The 19,627-nt window shown below is 70.2% G+C and carries 11 protein-coding genes; 2 read left to right on the forward strand and 9 right to left on the reverse strand.

The annotated features are described in order from the left end of the window. Positions 1-88 precede the first annotated feature (88 nt). The 7 genes from drmC to OG373_RS11140 all read right to left on the reverse strand — a co-directional run bounded on the left by drmC (position 89) and on the right by OG373_RS11140 (position 11,231). Entirely contained in the window at positions 89-850 is a 762-nt protein-coding gene (drmC, locus tag OG373_RS11110) for a DISARM system phospholipase D-like protein DrmC (RefSeq protein WP_405437860.1), read from the reverse strand. Continuing rightward, entirely contained in the window at positions 847-2,757 is a 1,911-nt protein-coding gene (drmB, locus tag OG373_RS11115) for a DrmB family protein (RefSeq protein WP_405437862.1), read from the reverse strand. Before drmB ends, drmC begins: the two co-directional genes overlap by 4 nt. 2 nt (positions 2,758-2,759) lie before the next feature. Further along, the gene (gene drmA, locus OG373_RS11120) at positions 2,760-6,626 is read right to left on the reverse strand and encodes a DISARM system helicase DrmA (protein WP_405437864.1); all 3,867 of its coding nucleotides are present in this window, start codon (positions 6,624-6,626) and stop codon (positions 2,760-2,762) included. A 121-nt stretch (positions 6,627-6,747) separates the two neighbouring features. Continuing rightward, entirely contained in the window at positions 6,748-8,961 is a 2,214-nt protein-coding gene (locus OG373_RS11125; RefSeq protein WP_405437866.1) for a hypothetical protein, read from the reverse strand. Between the two features lie 157 nt (positions 8,962-9,118). After that, on the reverse strand, positions 9,119-9,874 hold the full coding sequence (locus tag OG373_RS11130; protein ID WP_405437867.1) for a hypothetical protein: 756 nt from the start codon (positions 9,872-9,874) through the stop codon (positions 9,119-9,121). A gap of 329 nt (positions 9,875-10,203) precedes the next feature. Next, entirely contained in the window at positions 10,204-10,407 is a 204-nt protein-coding gene (locus tag OG373_RS11135) for a DUF397 domain-containing protein (protein WP_405437868.1), read from the reverse strand. Further along, on the reverse strand, positions 10,404-11,231 hold the full coding sequence (locus tag OG373_RS11140) for a Scr1 family TA system antitoxin-like transcriptional regulator (protein ID WP_405437869.1): 828 nt from the start codon (positions 11,229-11,231) through the stop codon (positions 10,404-10,406). The genes OG373_RS11135 and OG373_RS11140 overlap by 4 nt, the downstream gene beginning before the upstream one ends. 114 nt (positions 11,232-11,345) lie before the next feature. Here OG373_RS11140 and OG373_RS11145 point away from each other — a divergent pair, with 114 nt between their 5' ends. Together OG373_RS11145 and OG373_RS11150 are read left to right on the forward strand one after the other, a co-directional pair. Further along, a complete protein-coding gene (locus tag OG373_RS11145; protein WP_398562999.1) occupies positions 11,346-11,573 on the forward strand; it encodes a hypothetical protein in 228 nt (75 codons plus the stop codon). A 145-nt stretch (positions 11,574-11,718) separates the two neighbouring features. Beyond that, positions 11,719-11,949, forward strand: a complete 231-nt coding sequence (locus OG373_RS11150) for a hypothetical protein (RefSeq protein ID WP_405437871.1) — start codon at positions 11,719-11,721, stop codon at positions 11,947-11,949. A 28-nt stretch (positions 11,950-11,977) separates the two neighbouring features. On the opposite strand, the gene OG373_RS11155 is transcribed toward OG373_RS11150, so the two are convergent. Both OG373_RS11155 and drmD read right to left on the reverse strand, forming a co-directional pair. Further along, complete coding sequence (locus tag OG373_RS11155; protein ID WP_405437873.1) at positions 11,978-16,207, reverse strand: Eco57I restriction-modification methylase domain-containing protein; 4,230 nt, start codon at positions 16,205-16,207, stop codon at positions 11,978-11,980. Beyond that, positions 16,204-19,464, reverse strand: a complete 3,261-nt coding sequence (gene drmD / locus OG373_RS11160) for a DISARM system SNF2-like helicase DrmD (protein WP_405437876.1) — start codon at positions 19,462-19,464, stop codon at positions 16,204-16,206. The genes OG373_RS11155 and drmD overlap by 4 nt, the downstream gene beginning before the upstream one ends. Between the last annotated feature and the right edge of the window lie 163 nt (positions 19,465-19,627).

Below are 19,627 nucleotides of genomic sequence, written 5' to 3' on the forward strand. Positions count from 1 at the left end.
CTCCTGGAGCGCGGTCCATGATCGGCAGGGACTTAAGTACTTGGCCGATTCGCATCGGTCCTTTTCGGGTCCGGCCCCGGGGGTGACGTCACCAGAAGCGCTGGAGGACGCCCGTGCGCTGGAGTTCCGACACGTGCTCCGCGGCCCGCGCAGGCGCGGAGCCCCCTCTGATGAGTGTTCCGGCCTCGATGTTGCGGTCCACTCCGGACTGCGTGAAGTTGGCGCTGGTGGTCAGCAGCGTCTGCCGGTCGGCCACGGCCAGCTTCGCGTGCGTCTTGGCCCCGGGCTCCGCCCTCCTGTCCAGGGGCCAGTGCCATAGGCGCGCTCCCGGCACATCGGTGAAGGCGCTCGCCGGCTCGTCCCCGGAAAGGGCGCTGCCCGCGCCTTGCAGCGTCTCGACGACGATGTCCAGGCCGACGCCCCGGGCCGCAGCGTCCTGCAATGCCTGTGTCAGGGGCGGGTACCGCCGTGCCGAATAGGTCATCAGGATCAGCTCTGTGCGTGCCTCGGCGATCAGCCCGAGGAGCGCCCGGTCCGTCGACCGTACGGGCACCCGGTGGGAGGAGGGGCCGCTCCACACGAGTGAGACTTCTTGCTCCCGGTCGCGCTGCGCGTAGCCGGCGGCCAGCCCGTGCAGGCAGGCCGCGGCTTCCTCCCGGGACAGGCCGTCCGCGTCCATCGCATCGAGCACGGCAACCGCGGCCTCCGTGTAGACGTAGGCCGACCGGACCGTGAGCAGCGCGGCACGGGGCTGTCCGGCTGCTATGCCGTCGGCCAGTGCGCCCAGCGCGAGGACTCCTGCGGCCGCCTCTGCCTCCGCGGCAGCTTTGAGCAGCCGTGCCCATCTCATTTGAGGCCCTGGAGGAGCACGAGGTCCGGGTCGTCGATGGGGACTATGAACCGTCGGTCCAGGAAGCGGTTGCCACGCTCACAGGTCGTCTCCGACACGAACAGGCATACGTGGCATGCGGCGCCGTGCAGGAAGTCCTCGTGCGGAGGCCGGGGCAGCCTGTCCGCACACAGCGGGTCGGAGGAGCACCGCTCGGCGTCGTGGAGGGCGCGCCGGACGACCCTGCTGAACTTCTCCGGTTCGGCCAGGGCGACCAGGCCGCCCAAGGTCCCTTCGGCGTCGGGGACCGCGGTGTAGATCAGGATGCCGGTGCGCCGGTCGTCCTCGCGGCCTGCGTAGATCCGCTCGGAGAGGCTCGCCGAGGAGTAGCCGCATTCCAGCGAGATGGCCCGGATCAGCAGGTGCGACAGCGTGTGGAGCGCGATGTACCGGGCTCCGGGCCAGCCGCGCAGCGGGTCGTCGGTGTCCTCGACGCGGCCCGAGTAGCGGTTGCGGCGGAATTCGACGTAGGCGTCCCGGTGCGCCGCGAGCGCCGCGGTGCCGGCCACCCGCTGCTCCCAGTCGGCCATCAGCTCGTCCGAGACCCGCAGGAAGATGCCCTCGCCGCGCACTTCGCTGGCCGGCACCCAGGCAGGGACGCGGCTGCGGGATAGGGGTGCGCGGGCCACCAGGGTGGGGTCTTCGGGGTCCGGGGCGTCGAGCCGGGTGAAACCGATCAACGCCCTCACCTCCCGCAGCCGCTCCGCCTGGACGACATGGGAGAACACCCCGTCGAGGGCCGGCGGCACCGGAACGTCGCGCAGCGCGAAGTCCTCGCTCGGTTCCGGAAGCTGCGGACTGGTGAAGATCTCCCATTCGGGCGTGAGCAGGTCCGGGTACGAGGCGGCCTCCGAGGACTGGGGTTCCGCGGCCGCGGCCCGGTGCGCCTCGATGGCTGCGAACACCTCGGGCTGGCTCCACTGGTGCAGCGGCTTGAACTGCGGGAGCTCCCAGACCATGTCGAGGGACTCCTGCGACTTCGCCTTCTGCAGGTGCTCCCAGAGCTGTTCCACCTTGCCCTGCAGGGCGCTGCCGCTGGTCGGCGGCACCGCCAGGACGCTGAGCGTCTGCGCGAACCACTGGTTCGAGGCGCCGATGACGAGCGGCTTGGGCCGCTGCTTGCAGCCTGCCGTGTCGAAGGTCGCCAGGTGGGGGTGGCGGCCCCGGCAGTGCGGCAGGGTGATCTCGCCGCGCTGTCCCATGGCGTCGCGGATGTTGCGCTCGCTGCTGCAGTTCACGCAGCGCACCTTCACGTTGGCCGCCTGGTTGCCGCCGTGGTCGAGCATCTCCAGCCGCGGGTGGCTGGCCTCGGCGCACTCCCCGCCGCGGTGGACGAACGACGCGTACGGGAAGTCGTCCAGGTGTCCGGCCTGGCAGACCAGGACGAAGCGCGCTGCAACGGCGAGCGGGCGCTTGCCCTTGCGCTTGGCGGTGCAGTTGTCGTGGAAGAAGCGCGCCTGGTCGGGACGCCGGGGCTTGGCGTTCTCGAACTTGAAGATCTTCGAGTCGAGGCCGCCGAGGGCGTTGCAGGCGGTGCAGCGCAGCCACTGGGGGAAGGGCAGGACCGGGACGCCGACGCGGGACGCTGGCCCGGTGGGGTCGTTGTCCGTGCCGTCCATCCAGGGTGCCGGCCGCAGTTGGGTGACCTGGGCGCCGTACGGGTCGCCTATCAGGCCGTTGACGGCCCGCAGCAGCCGCGGCTCCTTCAGGTCCGCCCATTCGAACGCGTCGTACTGCCAGTCGTCGATCCCCCGCACCAGGACGGCGAAGTTGGGCAGGTCGACCAGGGCGCCCACACCGCCCGTGTACATCAGGTGGCTGGGGCGTACGGATCCGACCCGGCGCCGGTGCTGTGTCTTGTCCGTCATGCTCAAGCCTTCTTCCCCTGACGGCCTGCCGTGGCGGCCTTGCCGTCCAGTACGGCGCCCGTTTCGTCTCCCTCGGGCGAGTCCTCACCGTCGGAACCGGCCTGGCCCGCCCCGGGCGCGTAGCTCCACGCGGGCGCCCCTCCGACCACGTCGTAGAGCCCGGCCCCCGGCACCAGCAGGTTGATCTCGTTCTCCGTCTCGCGCATCGACTGGGCGACGGTGAGCTCGTCCCAGGTGGCGCCGGTGGCCCGGTTGAGCAGTCCGCTGAGCCGCTGGCCCTGCCATGCCGCCTCCTCGTATCCGAGGCGGGCGGAGCCCTGCTTCTTGCGCGCCCAGGCGTCCTTGAGGACCTCGATGCGCTCCCCGAGGTACTTGCGGGCGCGCGGCCCGCCGACGGTCTCGGCGCGGGCCAGGAAGCGTTCGGTGACCTGCTGCGCGACCGGGCCGTCGAGGTCGATGTCGTAGGCGTCGTGGTTGCGGGAGTGGGGCGTGGTCGCGTTGCGCACGGCGGCGATCCAGGCCGCCGCCGTCGTCCGGTCCAGGGACCGGCGGGCGAACGGGGTGACGGAGAGGGCTTCGACCTGCCGGTAGAAGGTGGCGTGGTAGTGCCCGAAGTTCTCGAAGTGCGCCAGGTCCCGTGGCCGCGTCCAGTTGTAGAGCGCCACGACCAGCCCCGGGCGCTGGGCGTCACGGCCCACACGCGAGGACGCCTGGATGTACTCGGCCGTGTTCTTGGGCTGGCCGACGACCATCATGAGGCCGAAACGGGAGACGTCGACCCCCACCTGGAGCATCGACGTCGCGATCACCGCGTCGACCGCTCCCGTGCCCTCGTTGCGCAGTCCGAGCTTCGAGAAGTCGATGCGCTGCTTGTGCTGTCCGGCCTCACGCAGTTCGTCGGCGACCGCCTGCCGGCGCACGGTCGTGTCCATGGACTCGTCGAAGGACACCTCCAGGCGGGCCAGCACCTCCGTGATGTCCGCGGAGGAGATGCGCGAGGTCAGCTCCTGGACGGACAGCATCTCCGTACGGCGCAGGAGGCGGTTCGACAGACCCTTGCGGGTTCCGTGGATCCGTACGCGGGTGGCGATGTCGTCGTCGAGGAAGCGCCGCATCCCGGCGAGTTCCCGCGTGGCGTTGAAGTAGCCGACCAGCGTCATGTACGGGTCGGCGGGCTTGCCGTGCCGGTCGAAGAGGGTCTGGCCGGCCAGGAACAGGATCTCGGCGACCCTGATCTCGGCCTGCTTCATACGCACGCCGTGGGCGCAGATGCCCAGGTAGCGCCGCCCAGGCGCTTCCTTCGAGACCTCGACCTGCTGGGAGAAGAAGGTGTCGCCGATGTCGATGACCTGCGGCGGGAAGATCGCCGATTTCCGCGCGAAGACACCGCTGATCTGGTCCGCCGACCGCTTGGTCGTCGCCGTCGATGCCACGATCTTGGGTCCGACCCGGACGGTGGTGCCGTAGGCGTCCTGCGCCGACCAGCCGCACAGCTCGTCCACCGCCGCCTCGAACAGGCCGACCGTGGTGCCCAGCGCACCCGAGATCAGGTGGAGTTCGTCCTGGATGATCAGGTCCGGCGGGCGCAGCCGCGTCACCGGCTTGCTCTTCACGGCCGCGTGCTTGCCCTTGGCCTGGTGCTTGTCCCCGCACTTGATCCGGGTGTCGAGGTCCGCGTGCCGGTAGCCGTGCCTCGGACAGAGGTCGGTGACCCGCCCGAACAGCATGCCCGCCTGGCCGCGCCAGGGCAGCTGCGCCAGCTTGTCGACGGTGGCGATCAGCAGGCTGGGGGCCAGCCGGTAGATCTCCTCGTCCACCGTCAGGATGGGCAGTCCCTCACCCGGTGAGCGGCGCTGCGAGAACGGACAGGCCTGCTTGCCCTCGCCGTTGGGGCAGTAGAGCAGGATGCGGCGCAGGTCGTCGTCGGCGTGCAGGTCGCGCTGGGCGCTCAGGGCGGAGCCGCACCAGGGGCAGGCCAGCGTCTGGAGCACCTTCGCGCCCTTGCCGTCTCCGGCGTCCTTGGCCTCGGCGATCTGCTTCTGGGCCTCGTCGAACCCGTTCGGGGAGACCGCACCGCCCACCCAGAGGCCGATCCGGAAGGGGGTCGTCCCCCAGCGCACGTCGCCGCCGTCGTAGGCCTCGCGGCGCAGCACTTCGGCCGCGCAGACCAGCGCCGCCGCACGCTGGAACTGCTGGGCGGTCAGCAGCCGCAGGGTGTATCGCATCAGCACGGCGACTCCGGCCTCGCCGCTGCGGGCGTCCTCCCCGGTGCCGATCGTCCCCTGGAGCCGGCGGATGGCGAACGTGAAGGCCGCGAGCCCGAGGTAGGCCTCGGTCTTGCCGCCACCGGTCGGGAAGAACAGCAGGTCGACGATGCCGTCCGGGCCCGCCTCGCGCTCCTTCAGCGTCGGGTCGGCGAGCGCCCGGAGGTTGAGGAGGACGAAGGCCAGCTGGAACGGGCGCCACGATGCGGCTGCCGGGCCCTCGGCGTCGATGCGCTTCTTGGCCTCCTGGAACGCGATGCCCTCCCGCTCCCGCAGCGCCGCGATGGCGGTGTGGCGCCGCTGCAGGGCCATCGCCCGGTTGGCGAAGCGGAACGCCTCCAGCACCTCGGGGTGTTCGGGGTTCGAGAGGGCGTCCACGCCGAGAGCGATCCGGACCGCGACGTCACGGGCTTGTCCCACCGCGTCGAGAGCACTGGTGCGCAGCGCCCCGGTCAGCTGCTCCGCCTGTGCCTCCCGCTCGTCGAGCCAGGCGCTGTATCCGTCGGCGAGCGGAGCCAGGGCGTCGCTCAGCGCGGCCGGAGGGAGCACGGCGAGCTCGTCCATGGACAGCTCGATGCCGTCGAGGTGCTGCGCGTTCGCGCCGGACGGGGCGATCGTCGCCGGGACGTCGTGGATCGGCAGCCAGGTGGTCGTGAGGGCGTGGGCCCTGCGCTCCCCCTTGTCGATGGTGACCGCCACGGCCACGTTGCGGCCCGCCGCGTGCTTCAGGTGGTTGCGGTAGAGCAGCGTCAGGTGCTGCTCCTCCAGGTCGGCCGCACCGAGGGCGTCCTGGGCGGCCTCCTCGGCCTCGGCCAGCGGATCGGAGATCGGCAGGAAGACCGGCGCCTTGCCGTCGGTGGCGGTGACGTGCAGCTCGGTCTGAAACAGCCAGGCCGCGTCCTTGGCCTGCTGGGGTTCGTCCTGCGCGTTGACGAGCGACAGCTCGACGACACGGCTGGGTCCCGCGGCACCCGGCCGGTTGCGTACTTCCGCGACCAGCCGCACGCCGGGGGCGTCCTCCTGGTCGGCGGTGAGCGGCAGGACCTGACGGGGCGCGCCGTCGACCGGGACGGTGACGAGCTTCTCCACCTGCTCCCGGGTCCATGTGGCACGCGCGACGCCGTCGTCGCCCAGGACCTGCGACCGGTGGTACTGCCCCCATCGGACCCGCACGGTGACCGCAGCCGCATGGTCCGCCGCCGGGACGGCGAACATCAGGCCCATCGACGAGGCCCACATGCGCCCCGCGTTCTGGGTGGTGAGCCGCTCCGGAAGCCCCTGGTCGGTGCCGTCGCCCTCTCCGTCGGAGTCGTCGAGAAGCTGCTCGTCGGCGGCGGCGAGGGTGGTGCTCAGGGCACGCTTCGGACCGATCCGCCCGACGAGGTACCGGTCGCGGGGACCGGCCGCCCGGTGGTCGAACTCCTCGTCCGGTCCGTCCCACGGGCCGAGCAGGTCCCGGCTGATGAGCTCGCCCAGGTCGTCCCGGATCTCGTACGAGGATGCCGGCACGAAGTCCTGCGCCACCTCGCGGACCCGTTGGAGGAGGTCCTCCTCCAGAGTGCCGCTCCCGCTCCCCGACCCTTCGGCGGTTTTGCCCGTCGCCATCAGTGCATCCCTCTTTCGTCCCTCGCGCGGTGCCCTCGCGGGCCCCTCCCCACAGCGCGGCCGACGCCGCCCGGACCGTGACAGCCGGTCGTGATCCCGATGCTAGCGAGCACGGCTGACATCAGAATGCCGGTACCGCCCCGGACAGGGCCCGTTCGAGCAGTTCGGCGATGTCCTTGTCCCCGCGCTCGGCCAGCCGCTCCAGCAGAGCGGGACCTTCCTGGCCGGGGTCCATGCCGATGCGCCGCGCGATCACCTCCGCCGCCTCCGCCGGGGTCACTGCGGCCGTCCAGCCGGTGAGCCGGGCGGCCCCCGTCTCGGGGCTGAGTCCGTCCGGAGGTGCGGGCAGCCGCAGTGCGTTGAGGTGGCCGTCGGTCACGTTGAAGAAGACCTGGTCGCCGACGCTCGCCCCGATGTGCTCCAGCAGGGGCTTCACCGAGCCGAAAGTGGGCTGGGCACGCCAGGTCAGGGACGTCTCCCCGGCCTCGTGACGCAGCTGGACCGGTTCGCGCTGGGGGGCGGCACCGACATGGGCGGCCCAGCCGGCGGGCACCGGGAAGCCCGAGCCACGCAGGTGGTCGGCGGTCATTTCCGCCCGGTACCACCAGCGTCCGTCGGCTCCGACGAAACAGCGTCGCGTGCCGGCGACGTCGTTGCGCGGCACGTACGGCGCGTCCTGCTCGCTCGTCTCATCGGCGACGCGGACCCAGCCACGACGGGTGCGGGCGAAGCCGGGTCCGGCGAGGTTGGTGCGGACCGATGCGGCCGAAACGTCGAAGCGGGAGCTGATGGCCTCGGCGATCGCGTTCACCTCGGCCTCCCCGCCCGCGTTGGCGATCTCGCGGGCGATCATCTCCCGGATTCCGAGGTACTCCTCGCCGCCCCACGCGCGCAGACCGTACAGGTTGCGGTCGACCCGGAGGAATCGCTCGTCGGTCCAGATCTGGTTGCGCATGCTGTTGATGGCGGTGCCGTCGGCGAGCTGCGCGTGGATGTCCTCCATGGACATCGGCTTGCCGTGCAGGGCGAGCACGGCGGCGGCCCGGTCGTTGAGCGAACGCCCCCAGTACAGCAGCCGTCCGTCCCGCACCTGGAACCGTCCGAGGTCGGCCGCCCAGTCGGCGAGCACCTCGCCGCGGACTCCGTAGCGCAGCCCGAGGGCCACCGCCTCGTCCCAGGCCAACGGGGTGTCCCCGCAGGCGGCGAGCAGTTCCTCCTGCATGACGGCCCTCAGTGCGGCCGCGTCGCCCTGCACGATCCAGCTCCCGACGAGCGTCCCGCCGGGCAGCAGCCGCGCCACGATGTCACCGAGCGGCACGCCCATCGCTTCCACGGGGCGGGCGTGGTCCGGGTGCAGTGCGTGCACCTCGGCCACCTGGCCCACGGTGCCGAGCCGTTCGGCCACGGCGGCCAGGTGCCCGGCGAAGGCCCGTCCGTCCTCGTCGGCTGAAAGCCACCGCCGGACGGAGCCCATGACGGTGCGCTCCAACTGCCGCACCCTTTCCCGGCTGACGGAGAACCGCTCACCCAGGTACTGGAGCTTCATCGGCTCGTCGGTGAACGTCCGCTGCCCGGCGATCACCAGGGCACGCTCGTCCCAGTCGGTGACCAGCCGCACGAAGGCGGCGAGCGGCTCGGCCATCAGCCCGGGGACGGGCGGCGGGCTCGCATCGCCGACGTGCGGCTCTTCGGCGTCTTCGGTCGAGTCGTGGTCCTCGAAGGCTTCACGCGGCGCCGGAAGTTCTACGGCCTCAGACTGATCCCCTGTCTGGTCCTCGACGGACTCGGGGACCGGCACCGGCGACGGCCCGTCCGCGGGTTGCTCCTCCAACCCGCGGAGCACGGCGAGCGCCGCACGTACCTCGGCCGGTGCCTCCGCCGGCAACCACCGGGCGATCACTGCCACGGCATCCCGTACGCACGTCCCCTCGCTCTCCTCCCGAGGTACGCCGCGCTGGTGCAACCGGTCGAGGATCGAGCCGAACACCTCCGCAAGTACCCGGTCTCCGTCCACCACCCCGGGCCCTGCCTCCCGAGCGACCTGCGCCACCGTCTTCCCCGGCTCGACTCCCGGGCTACCGAGCAGCCGCAGTACGGGGATCACGTCCCCGAGCTCCACGTGAGGCCACAGGGCCCGGAGAGCCTGCGCCACCTGGTGGCTGAGCGCCTCGGCTCCGATGACGCGCTCGATCTCCATCAACTGGGTTGTGTGCCACCAGCCGAGCGGCAGCCGTACGTCCTCCAGCCGGGCGGCGAGCAGTTGCGGATCGGCGTAGCGCACGGCGGGCAGGAGATCGGCCAGGGAGGTGGAGGCGTAAGGAGCGGAGGATGTCATGGTCGGGCGACACTCCAGAGACGGGGGCAGGCGGGCCACGGTCGGTGACTGACTCGCTCGACGTTACGGTCCCCCACTGACAGTCACTCCATGATCACCCCTCTTGTGCCCCCTGACCAGGCCAAAGTGCACATCCGTCAGGAGCCGTAGCGGTTCCTCACGCGACGGACGGGTTGTCCTTCCTGGGACCACAGTCCGCGCACAGGGCGTCGGGGACGTGGCTGCGGAAGGCACGTTCGCATTCGTCGCACGTGATGAGGGGCGCGGGCCGTGGGCGGTGCGGCTCGGGCGCGGACACCGGGAGGGGCGGCGGCAGGAGGGTGGTGAGCCGGTGCTCCAGGAAGCGGGGCGGGTGGTGGATGGGGACCGGCGCGGGCGGCAGGTTGGCTGTGAGGGTACGAGTGATCTGCTCGGGGGTCGCATGCCGAGATAGCCACTCCTCGACGGCGGGCGTCAGCCGCTGGACGTCACGCACCGAGAGGATCAGGCGGGCGTCGACCGTCCGCAGCCGGGCCAGGAGGTCCGCTGCCGGTCCTGTGGCGGCGGGTGGGACGGGCTCGGGTTCGGTGTGCAGCGCGGCCGGTTGTTGCGGAGCTGGCACAGCTGACGGCATTGCTGCGCAACCGGGCTTGTCATAGGCGAGGGTGCGGGTCGCGAAGCGGCCGCCACCGAGCGGAATCCTCCGACGCTCCAGATATCCGGCTACCTCAAGCTCGTTGAGGGCGCGGCGGATGGTGATCTCGCCTTCACGGAACCGGAGGGTGAGGGCCTTGGCCGTGATGCTCACCCCATCCGGAACGGACTGGATGTAGACGGCGAGCCCGATCGCAACGGCGGACAGCTGCGGATGCTGGGCCAGGTGGTTGCCGACGACTGTGAACCGGTCGGTGTGGCGGTGACGGAAGTGGATCACGCCAGCGCTGGGGGCGTCTGCGGGGATCGGATTCACGGGGCGCGCGGGCGCGACCGCGTTAGACTGCGGATCAGCCATCGGGAAGCTTCACTCTTCCGGATCGGTCAGGCCCTCGCCAGGATTGCAGTCCTGTCGGGGGCCGTCTGCGTGTATGGGGTTGTTGCGGCCGACCGTACCCCACCGGTCAGGGTGCGTGTCGCGCCCTTCACCCGATCGTGTGGCGACGGGAGTTGGCGCCCGGGTTTGGTTGGGTGGGTTCTCTCCCGTTCCTTTGAAGGGCGACACGCCGCACCGGGGTCCAGGAATCCGCGCCCCGGAGGCGGGCGGCTCTACACCTCTCGGACGTGCTGCACGAAGGCGCTCCAGGCGGCGTTCCCGACCAAGATCACGGGACCGGAGGGCGTCTTGCTGTCCCGGACGGGGACGGCACCGGGGATGTGGTCAGCGACCTCGACGCAGTCACCGCCGCCCCCATCGCTGTACGTGCTCTTGCGCCAAGACAGGATCAACGTGTCTATCCGTGCGGCACTCATGATCCGAACTCCTTCATCGCCTTCCGAATCAAGGCGGTTGATGCCTCGGGCGACAGCCCCTGGGCATGCACAAGATCGTAACGATACGAGTGCTGCGCCACCATGGCCCTGTCCTCCACCAGTTCACCGGAGTGACCGGCTTCCAGATAGGCCACGTCAGGCCCGTTCTCGAACGACAGCACGGTGAGAGAACCTCCCATTGCCGAGTGACCGCCCGCAGCGAACGGCAGCACCTGGATCTCGATTCGCGGAGTCATCGCTGCCTCGGCAACTCGGGCCAGCTGGTCCCTCATGACCGTCCCTCCACCCACTGGCCGACGGATCACCGCTTCGTCGAGTACGACCCACAGCAAAGGCGGCTGCTTGCTCCGGAGGAGTGCCTGTCGCTCCATCCGCGCGGCCACCTTCTCCTCCACCTCCGCCCCTGTACACCAAGGCAGGCCGAGCCTGAGCAGTTCGCGGGCATAGGCCTCGGTCTGCAGGAGACCAGGCACGCTGTGCGCCATGTACTTGTGCATGGCGCACGCCCTTGCCTCGTAGGCCATGAACTTCTGCGCCCAGTCGGGGTACGGCGTCCGCTTGATGTGACCCCACAGGTCGACCAGATCGCCGTCGGCATTGAGCAGCCCGTCCAACTTGCCGTTGACGTCCTCGGGAGGTGTGTCGTTGCCCAGCTCGAACTGGGCGATCCGACTGTGAGCGATGGGAACCTTGTCGCCGAGCTGCCGCTGCGTGAGCCCCGCGCGGATGCGGAGCTTGCGCAGCTTCGCACCGTAGAGCGCGGCGAGGGAGGCGCTCGGGTCGAGTTCCTTCGGGGCGGGCACAGGCGACTCCCGTTTTCGTTCCGATGCTCCGAAAACCGTTACCCCTGGTGAGCGTAGCGCTACGCCTCCATGCTCATCGCTGAAAGACAGTGATCGGCAAGGAGGCAAGCGGACATGGATGCGGGCAGGCGCGGGCGCTCGGCGGAGAAGGCGCAAGAGGCGGAAGCGGCACGGGACGAGCTGCGCGAGGCGTTGGCGGGGGTGGATGTGGTGCTGCCGTCACTCGGGGTCGATCTGGTGTCCCTGACGAGCGACTACCTGTCGCCTCTGGTGGAACTCGGGTGCTGCCGGGCCGATGTGGCGTGGAAGTTGGCGGCGGCCCTGAGGAAGTGCGCCCAGTGACCGAGGAGTCAGCGCCCGATCCGGAGGAGGAGTCCGACTCGACCGAAGACGCCACAGCCGGCGTCGCATGCCACGAGGCGCTCCTGGCTAAGGTCCGCGAGGCCAACAAACGAAGCCTTGGGCCTCGGCGGTAGGAGGTCCGGACATGCAGCGCGTGATGCAGACCTTGGAGGTCATGCCCGACGGGGTGCGGCGAGGGGATGTGATCGCCGTGGGTGGCATCCCGCACCGGGTGCGGGATGTAAGGGAGTTGCGGGGGCGGCGGAAACGGCTGGAGTTCGAGGACGGGAACGTCTTCGTTCTGGGCCCGTGGGTCGCGATCAAGGTGGCCCGCGACCGGAACGCCGGCGGCGGACCGGCACGCCACTGGCGCTGACCGGCCCACCGTTTCCCCACCCTCACACTCAGAACAGGCTCGGCGGCTCCTCTTCCGGAGGCTTCGACTTCCGCTGGGCGGGGGCCGCCACCTTCTTCTTGGCACCCTTCTTGTCATGCAGACCGGCGGCAACTTCGGCCGCGTAACGCCGCTGGTTCTCTTCGAGAAGCCGGTCGAGAATCTCCTGCCGGACGACCGGGCCGACCGTGTAGCGGGGCCCCTGCCGTGTGTCATGAAAACCGTGGTCAAGTCCGCCAGGCTGACTCAGGAGGTCGTCCCAGCTGTAGGCGCGGACAACCTCCTCGTCGATAGCACGATGAATCTCGCGAAGCTCGGCGATGTCCGCATCCGTACAGCTCGCGTCATGGACCAGGTTATACATGGCGGTAAGGCCTACGCGGCGTTCAGACATCACAGTTGCGCGGCGAGCAGCCAAGACGTCGCCGAGGTGTGCCAGATCCTCAATTCCTTGAGGTTGCGGAAGAGTCTCAAAGCAGCGCTCTGGCGCGTAGGTAGCTGTGCCTGCCCCACCATGGGTTGTTTTCTGGCGATCTGCCCACCAGTAGTGCATGGCACTCGACATGAAGGCTAGAAACGCCCCCGAATCCCTGGCGATCACCACGAGCTTCTCGTGAAACACCTGGCCGTTCGAAACGAAAACCGGCATGAGAGTGTCGCTGACGCGCGCAATCACCAGCACTCGGTCGAGACCAGAAATCGCCCTTCCAAGCCCCGGCCGCTTGTCAGCGTAGTGCCAATATCGCTGCGGAAGGGGATTCCGCAGCACAAATGAACCATCAGGCTTGCGGCGCTGCCTCTCTCCCTTGACTTCCCGCTCAACGATCTCAAAGACATCCTTGTACTGCCGAGACTTCTCCTCGCTCCAGTCATAGAAATTGATCACCCATCGACTGGCAGAGGCGTCTGGGCGCGAGTTGAGATCCTGGCCACTGAGATACGGGGACAGCACGTCGCGGTTGATCTCGTCTCGCGCAATCAGGTTCTGCGCTGCGTCGGGGTCCAGGGTGAACCCCAGTCCCAGGACGATCGCACCCTGGAATGCGACGCCTTGATTCTCCGCTAGACGCCACGCTGCACCCGTCACTCTCGTTGCAGCGTCAAGAGCGGTAGTGATCTTCTTTACTGCCTCTCCGTCCGCGATGCGCTCGCCAGCTTCATCGACCTCCGCCCAACTCGTCCAGACCGCGCAGTACTCCAACGCTGCGCTGCGAGACGGCCACGGCGCACTCTTCACCGACTGCCGGATCGTCACGCCGTCGGCCACTATCTGATCGAGTCCGACCTCCCTGCTGTCACCCTGGGCAAGCGTATTCGTGGCGATCAGCCCCGTCTGGCCACTCTCGTTGAGCAACCCATGAACCCGAAGCAAGAAATACGCCACTAGGTCCGCGCTGCCCCGGGCACCGCGCCCAAGCTCACCAACCAAGTATTCTCGGTATGCCTCCCCGAGCGCACCCGTAAGCTTCTTTCCACCAAGGAACGGCGGATTTCCGACCACCGCATCGAAACCGCTCCGCTCGTCCCAGACCTCCGGGAACACCAGCGGCAAATGCACCGGCTCGCGCTCGAACGCCCCCGTCGGCTTCCCAGTCGCCAGCCACCCCCGCGCCAGCGTCTCGGCCCGCCGCAGCTCGGCGGCCGCCAGTTCCTCGTCGTCCCCCGCGTCGGACACCGCGTGCGCCGCCGTCACCGCAGCGAACGACAGCTGGTCCTGATCCTTCTCGGCCCGCCCCGCACCGGCCAGCGCCGCGCCCACCACCAGGTCCGCGAAGACGCTCGCCTGGCGGGTCTTCTCCCGCACCGACGCCAGCATGGCGCGCTTCCGCTCCAGCTCCTCCAAACCCGTCCCCGGGATGCCGGCCAGCTTCCGCCGCTCCTCCGCGACCTCCGCAATGACCCGCCGCACGCCACCCGTGAAGTCGATGCCGTCGCCGTGAATGCGCCGCCCCCGCACCGGATCCAGGTGCATGGCCTCCAGCTGCTCCACCGACGTGACGCCCAACAGCGAATCGCCCGCCACAAGCCTGTCGTCCAGGAACGTAAAGGGACGATCCCGGTCCATCGAGACCAGCCACAGCGACAGCTTCGCCATCTCCACGGCCATCGGGTTGATGTCCACGCCGTACAGGCAGTGTTCGATGATCTGCCGACGCGCCTCCACCATCACCGGCTCGGCCTCGGCCTCCACCGCCGACGCCGACAGCGAGTCCGCCGCCTCCAGGTATGCCAGCGCACGCGCGTCGCCCTCGCGGCTCCACGCCTCCACCAACGCGCCCGCCAGGTAACGGCACGCCGCCACCAGGAACGCCGCCGAGCCCATCGCGATGTCCGCGACCTTCAGCTTCAGGATGTCCGTCGAGGACTTCGGCCGCCACTGGGTCCGGTCCGCCGTCTGGAGGGGGCCGTACTCGTAGACCAACGGCTCCAGCGCGCCGTCCGCGACCTGCTGGGCCAGGGACTTCGGGGTGTAGTGCGTGCCCGTGTTCTTCCGGAGCGAGGACTCCGTCACGTACAGCCCGCCCGCGTCGATCACCACCGGCAGGTCCCGCAGGTCGCGGCGGATCAGCCGGTAGAACGGGAGCAGCCGGTCTGTCAGTTCGGCGTCGCTGCCCGTCGCGGCCAGCAGCTTGCTCCGTGCCGCGGCGCGCTCCACGTCACTCAGCGGCTCCAGCAGCTTCGTTACCTTGGCCGGACTCCCCAGCCCCGTCGCCTTGTTGTACTCCTCCGCCAGTGCCGCCCCAAGCCCCTCGCCCTCCGTACGGGCCAGGGACTCCAGCCGGGTCAGCAGCACCTCCGCCTCCAGGCCCGCCTTGCCGACGAGGCCCACGATGGTGTCCTCGGCCCGGCGGCCCTGGTACGAGAGGAGGCCCTCGTACACGTAGCCGATCTGCTCGACGTCCAGCGTCCGGAAGGTCAGCCGACGCCGCTCCCTCTTCTTGCCCGTGCCGATCCAGACGTGCTGCACCGACTGGAGCATGTGCAGGACCGTGCGGTCGTCGATGGGCAGCGGGTCCGTCGGGTCGCCGTCCGCCGTGCCCCGGCCCTCCAGCCACGGGAAGGAGTTCGGGTCGAAGATCGAGCCGTCGTACGCGTGCATCCGCAGCGCCGGGTGGTCCACTCCCCCGTACACGGCGTTGAACAGCGCGATGAGCCGGTGCCAGCCCACCCCGGTCTGTTCCAGGTCGTCCTCGGTGGTCTCCCGGGCCCGGTCCTCCAGCTCCTGGCACAGCCGACCGGCCGAATAGGCCTGTACGTACAGCTCGTTGTCGCTCGGCAGCAGCCCGCGCTCCTCGGCGAAGAGGAGGAAGACGACCCGCATCATGACGGCGACGGCACCCCGGTAGACGTCCTGGGCCGGTACGTCGGCCAGGCCGTTGCCGCCCCGCGCGCGCTCGGTGACGTCGGCGCGGCCGATGGCCTCCACCAGCAGTTCGACGGCCTGGCGGACCTGCACGCCGAGGGCGTCGGTGACGTCCTCCTGGCTGTCCAGGGACTCCTTGAGCAGCGGCAGCAGCGTCTCGGCGTCCTCGACCCCGAAGAAGCGGCGTCGGCTGAGCAGCGACAGGAAGGCGCGTACGACGACCCGCTCGACCGGCTCGGTCCAGGCGACCGTGTCGAAGAGCGCCGACGTGGTGACCCCGCCGCGCGGCGCCCATACCAGGGTCCACCAGCGGCCGTCCGTCACCAGCCCGAGCTCCACCCCGTGGTGGCGGCACAAATGTGCCATGCGGTCGACGGGGGTCGCCGCCCAGGCCGAGCCGGGGATGCGCTGGGACGGGTGCCGGCCCGCGGGGACGGTCATGCCGAGGATGGCGCAGTCCGCGACCAGGCCTGCCGTGTCCTCGGCGGTGCTGCCCGGTTCGAGCAGGGCGAAGGTGGGGGCGATCCGCTCGTCGTGCTCGGGGACGTCCACCGCGAGCGCCTCGGAGAGCTCCGTGCCCTCGCGCAGCGCGTCGCCCCAGCCCAGGAGCTCGTTCAGGACGAAGTCCGTCCAGGCCCGCTGCCCGCCCGCCGGGTCGGACTGCCAGACCCCGTGCTCGTAGCGCAGCCGGGCCCGAAGCGGCTTGTCGATCGAGTCGAGCTGCGGCCAGATCTTGAGCAGGACGGGCAGGGTCAGGAAGGGTCCGGACACGTCGACCAGGCTGAGCCAGTCCAGGTGGTCCTGCCGGCCGTCGGGGGCGGGGGCGCCGCTCCGGGTCCGTCCGCGGCCCGTGTTCGTACGGTGGGTGGTGCTCACTTCACGGCCTCCCGGCGGGGAACGACGAAGACGACGGCGACGGGGAACAGCAGGGCCTTGGGCCGGTCGTACCGGGCGGCGATGGCGGCGAGCTCGCGTTGCTTCTCGCTCTCCAGGGCGTCCCGGCGCTGTTCCCAGTTCTCCCGGTCCCGGCGCTGCTGCTCGACCTCGTCGAAGGCCAGCTCCAGCTGGCCTTCCTCCTCCTGCTCCGCGGGGTTGCCGATGGCCCGGCGCAGGGACTCGCGGAAGCGGTCGATCTGGGCGGTGATCCGCTCGGCCTCGACGCGGCGCCGAGTCTCCAGGCGGGTCTCCAGTGCGGTCTGGCGGTTGCGGGCCCGCCATTCCAGGGCCGAGACCAGACCCTCGCTGACGTGCGGCCAGGCGTCGGCGAGCCTGCCGCGCAGGACCGGGGCGGCCTGGGTGGCGTGGTCGGCGAAGGCGTCGTCGAGGATGTCGCGGACCGTGGTGGTCTTCTCCAGCCGACTGAAACGGGGCTGGCCGGCGCCTTCCGCCGCGCGGAGCCAGCCGCCCGCCTGGAGGACCTCCTCGTGCAGCCGCACGCCGTCGGCGCCGATGAGGACGAACCGGGCGAAGGCGCCGACGAGGGTGGTCTCCAGCTCCGGGTGGTCGCTGATCACGGCGCTGACGCGGGCGAGGTCGATCTGCTCCTTGTTCCACACGGCGGCGCGCAGCAGCCGGGTGGACATGGAGACAAGGGGGTGCCCGAGGTGGGCGAGGACGACGTCGTCGCGTTCCTTGCCGTGGCTGTCCTTGAGGTTGGCCGCCTCGAAGGTGACCGGGCGCCGGATCTCGGGGCGCAGTTTGTCGGCGAGGCCGTGGGTGGCCCGCTCCCAGGAACCGGTGAGGGTGGGGACCTCGTAGAAGCCCTCGGCCCCGTCCTTGTCGTCGAGGACGGGCCGGATGTCCTGCTGGCGGGCGAGCGGCAGCGCGGTGGAGACCACGCGGGCGATCCGTTCGGGGGTGATACCGAGGGCGGCCACCGTACCCGCGACCTGCTCGCTCAGACGCTGGGCCTGGGCCTGGGCGTCGCGCTCGGCGGCGACGTTCCCGCCGCCCTTCCTGGCCTTGCGGCCGGCGTAGACCTCGGCGCGTTCCACGTCGAAGTCGGTGCCGAGGTCACCGGTCATCCGGCGCTGCACGGCGTCGGCGAGGACGGCGTTGACCCTGCCGAGGTCCTCTTCCATGCGGGCCACCTTCACCGCGACCCGGGCCAGGAATTCGAGGTCGGCCTCGTAGGTGTCGGTGCTCTTCTCGTAGCCACTGCCGACGAAGTGCACGACCTCGGGGGCGATGAGCTGGCCGTAGCGGTCGATGCGGCCGATGCGCTGTTCGAGCTTGTTGGGGTTGAACGGGATGTCGTAGTTGACCAGCCGGTGGCAGTGCCGCTGCAGGTCGATGCCCTCGCTGGCCGCGTCGGTGGCCAGCAGGATGCGTACGGGGTTCTCGGCGGGCTCGGCCTGGAAGGCCAGGCGCAGCTGCTCGCGGTCCTCGGTGTTCAGACCGCCGTGCAGGAGGGCGACGCGGTCGCCGCCGAGGCCGTGGTCGCGCAGCAGGTTCTGGAGCCAGATCTGGGTGTCGCGGTACTCGGTGAAGACGACCACGCGCTCGTTGAGCCAGTGCCCGCCCTCGGCCCGGCAGTTGGCCTTGAGGTAGGTGATGAGTTCGCGCGCCTTGGAGTCGGCCTGCGCCTGGTGGCGCTGGGCCCAGTCGCGCATCTGCTCCAGCAGGGCCGACTCGTCGCCGTCGGTGCCGGGCTGGAGGGTGGTGGCTCGGGCGATGGCGTCGTCCTCTGCCTCGGCGAGGGGCTCGTCGTCGTAGTCCGCGTAGTCGTCGAAGAAGGTCTCCTGCCAGTCCTCGACCTTCTCGGCCGCCTGCTGCTTCTTGGTCCGGAGCGTCTCCAGGTAGACCTCGATGGTGCGGGCGAAGGCGTCGGGCGAGGAGAACAGCCGCTTCTTGAGCAGCAGGGTGACCAGGTCGGCCGCCTTGCGGCCGCCCTTGAAGCGGGTGCCGAGCTTGGCCCGGCGGAGCTGGGCGTACTCCTTGAGCAGGGCGTGGATGCGGCGCTCGTCCTCGGTGTACTCGACGGACAGCGACGTGGTCCTGCGTTCCAGGAAGCGCCGCTCGCCGGTCTTCGGGTCGCGGATGTCGGTCTTGAGGCGGCGGACGACGGTGTCCTCGACGGCCTGCGGGTCCGGCTCGACGCCACGTGCGAAACGCTGGTTGTCGATGATCTCCAGGAGGGCCGTGTACGACTGCTGGTAGCCGTTGTGCGGGGTCGCCGACAGGAAGAGCCGGTGCTCGAAGTGCGGGGAGAGTCGGCGGATCAGCTTCGTCTGCTGGGAGTCGACGGGGTAGTACTGCTTGGGCGCGGAGGGCGCCACATGGTGGGCCTCGTCGAGGATGAGCAGGTCGAACGCCCGCTTGCCGGGGACGATCGCCTCGGCGTCCTGGGCGGGGAGCACCTCGGCGAGCAGCCGCTGGGCCTTCGGGCCGCGCAGCCAGGGCAGGCTCACGATGCACCGCGGATGGATGTTGAAGGGGTTCGCGGCGCTGCCGTGGGTGCGGCGGACCTCGGCGGCCCGCTCGGAGTCGATGATCGTGAAGTCGAGGCCGAACTTCTCGGCCATCTCGTCGCGCCACTTCACGGTGAGGCCGGCCGGACAAACGATCATGATCTTGTGGGCGCGGTTGCGGAGGATCAGCTCCAGCGCGACCAGGCCCGCCTCGATGGTCTTGCCGAGGCCGACGTCGTCCGCGAGGAGCAGGTTCACGCGGGGCGCGGCCACGGCCCGGGAGACGGGTTCGAGCTGGTACGGCTCTACGGCGACGCCCGAACGGAAGGGCGCCTGGAGGGTGCGTACGTCGGCCGAGGTGACCGCCGACCACCGGACGGCGTCCAGGAAGGCGGCCAGGCGCTCCGGCGGGTCGAAGCGGTGCGCCGTGACCTCGGGAAGGGAGCCGGCGAAAAGGCGGCGGCGACCGGGCTCGATCTCCCAGATGACCGAGAGGGTGTCGTTGTAGCGGCCGTCCTCGACGCTGTTGAGCGTGACGAGGGTGCCGGGCGCGCTGATCGCCGCGGAACCCGTGCCGTGATCGATGTCGGCCACGACCCAGCGCTGCCCGCGCACCTCGACGAGATCGCTGATCTCGGGTACGGCGGTGTGGTCCTGCGCGTCGGCGCGGCGGCGTACCGCCCGCTGCGCCACACCCGCCAGGTCGGTGGTCGGCGTCGTCATCGGGTCTCCGCCCCTCCATACCGCCCGGCCAGGGCGATTCACGTCAATCACAGTCATTCAAACACGTACGAAAGCCCGCCCGGCCACACTCGTGGAACTTCGGTGCACCGGCTGCGGCCGGCCCGTCACAGCACGTCGAAGGCGGTGATGCGGGTCAGCCGAG

Source organism: Streptomyces avidinii (assembly GCF_045161815.1).
Taxonomy (GTDB): Bacteria; Actinomycetota; Actinomycetes; order Streptomycetales; family Streptomycetaceae; genus Streptomyces; species Streptomyces avidinii.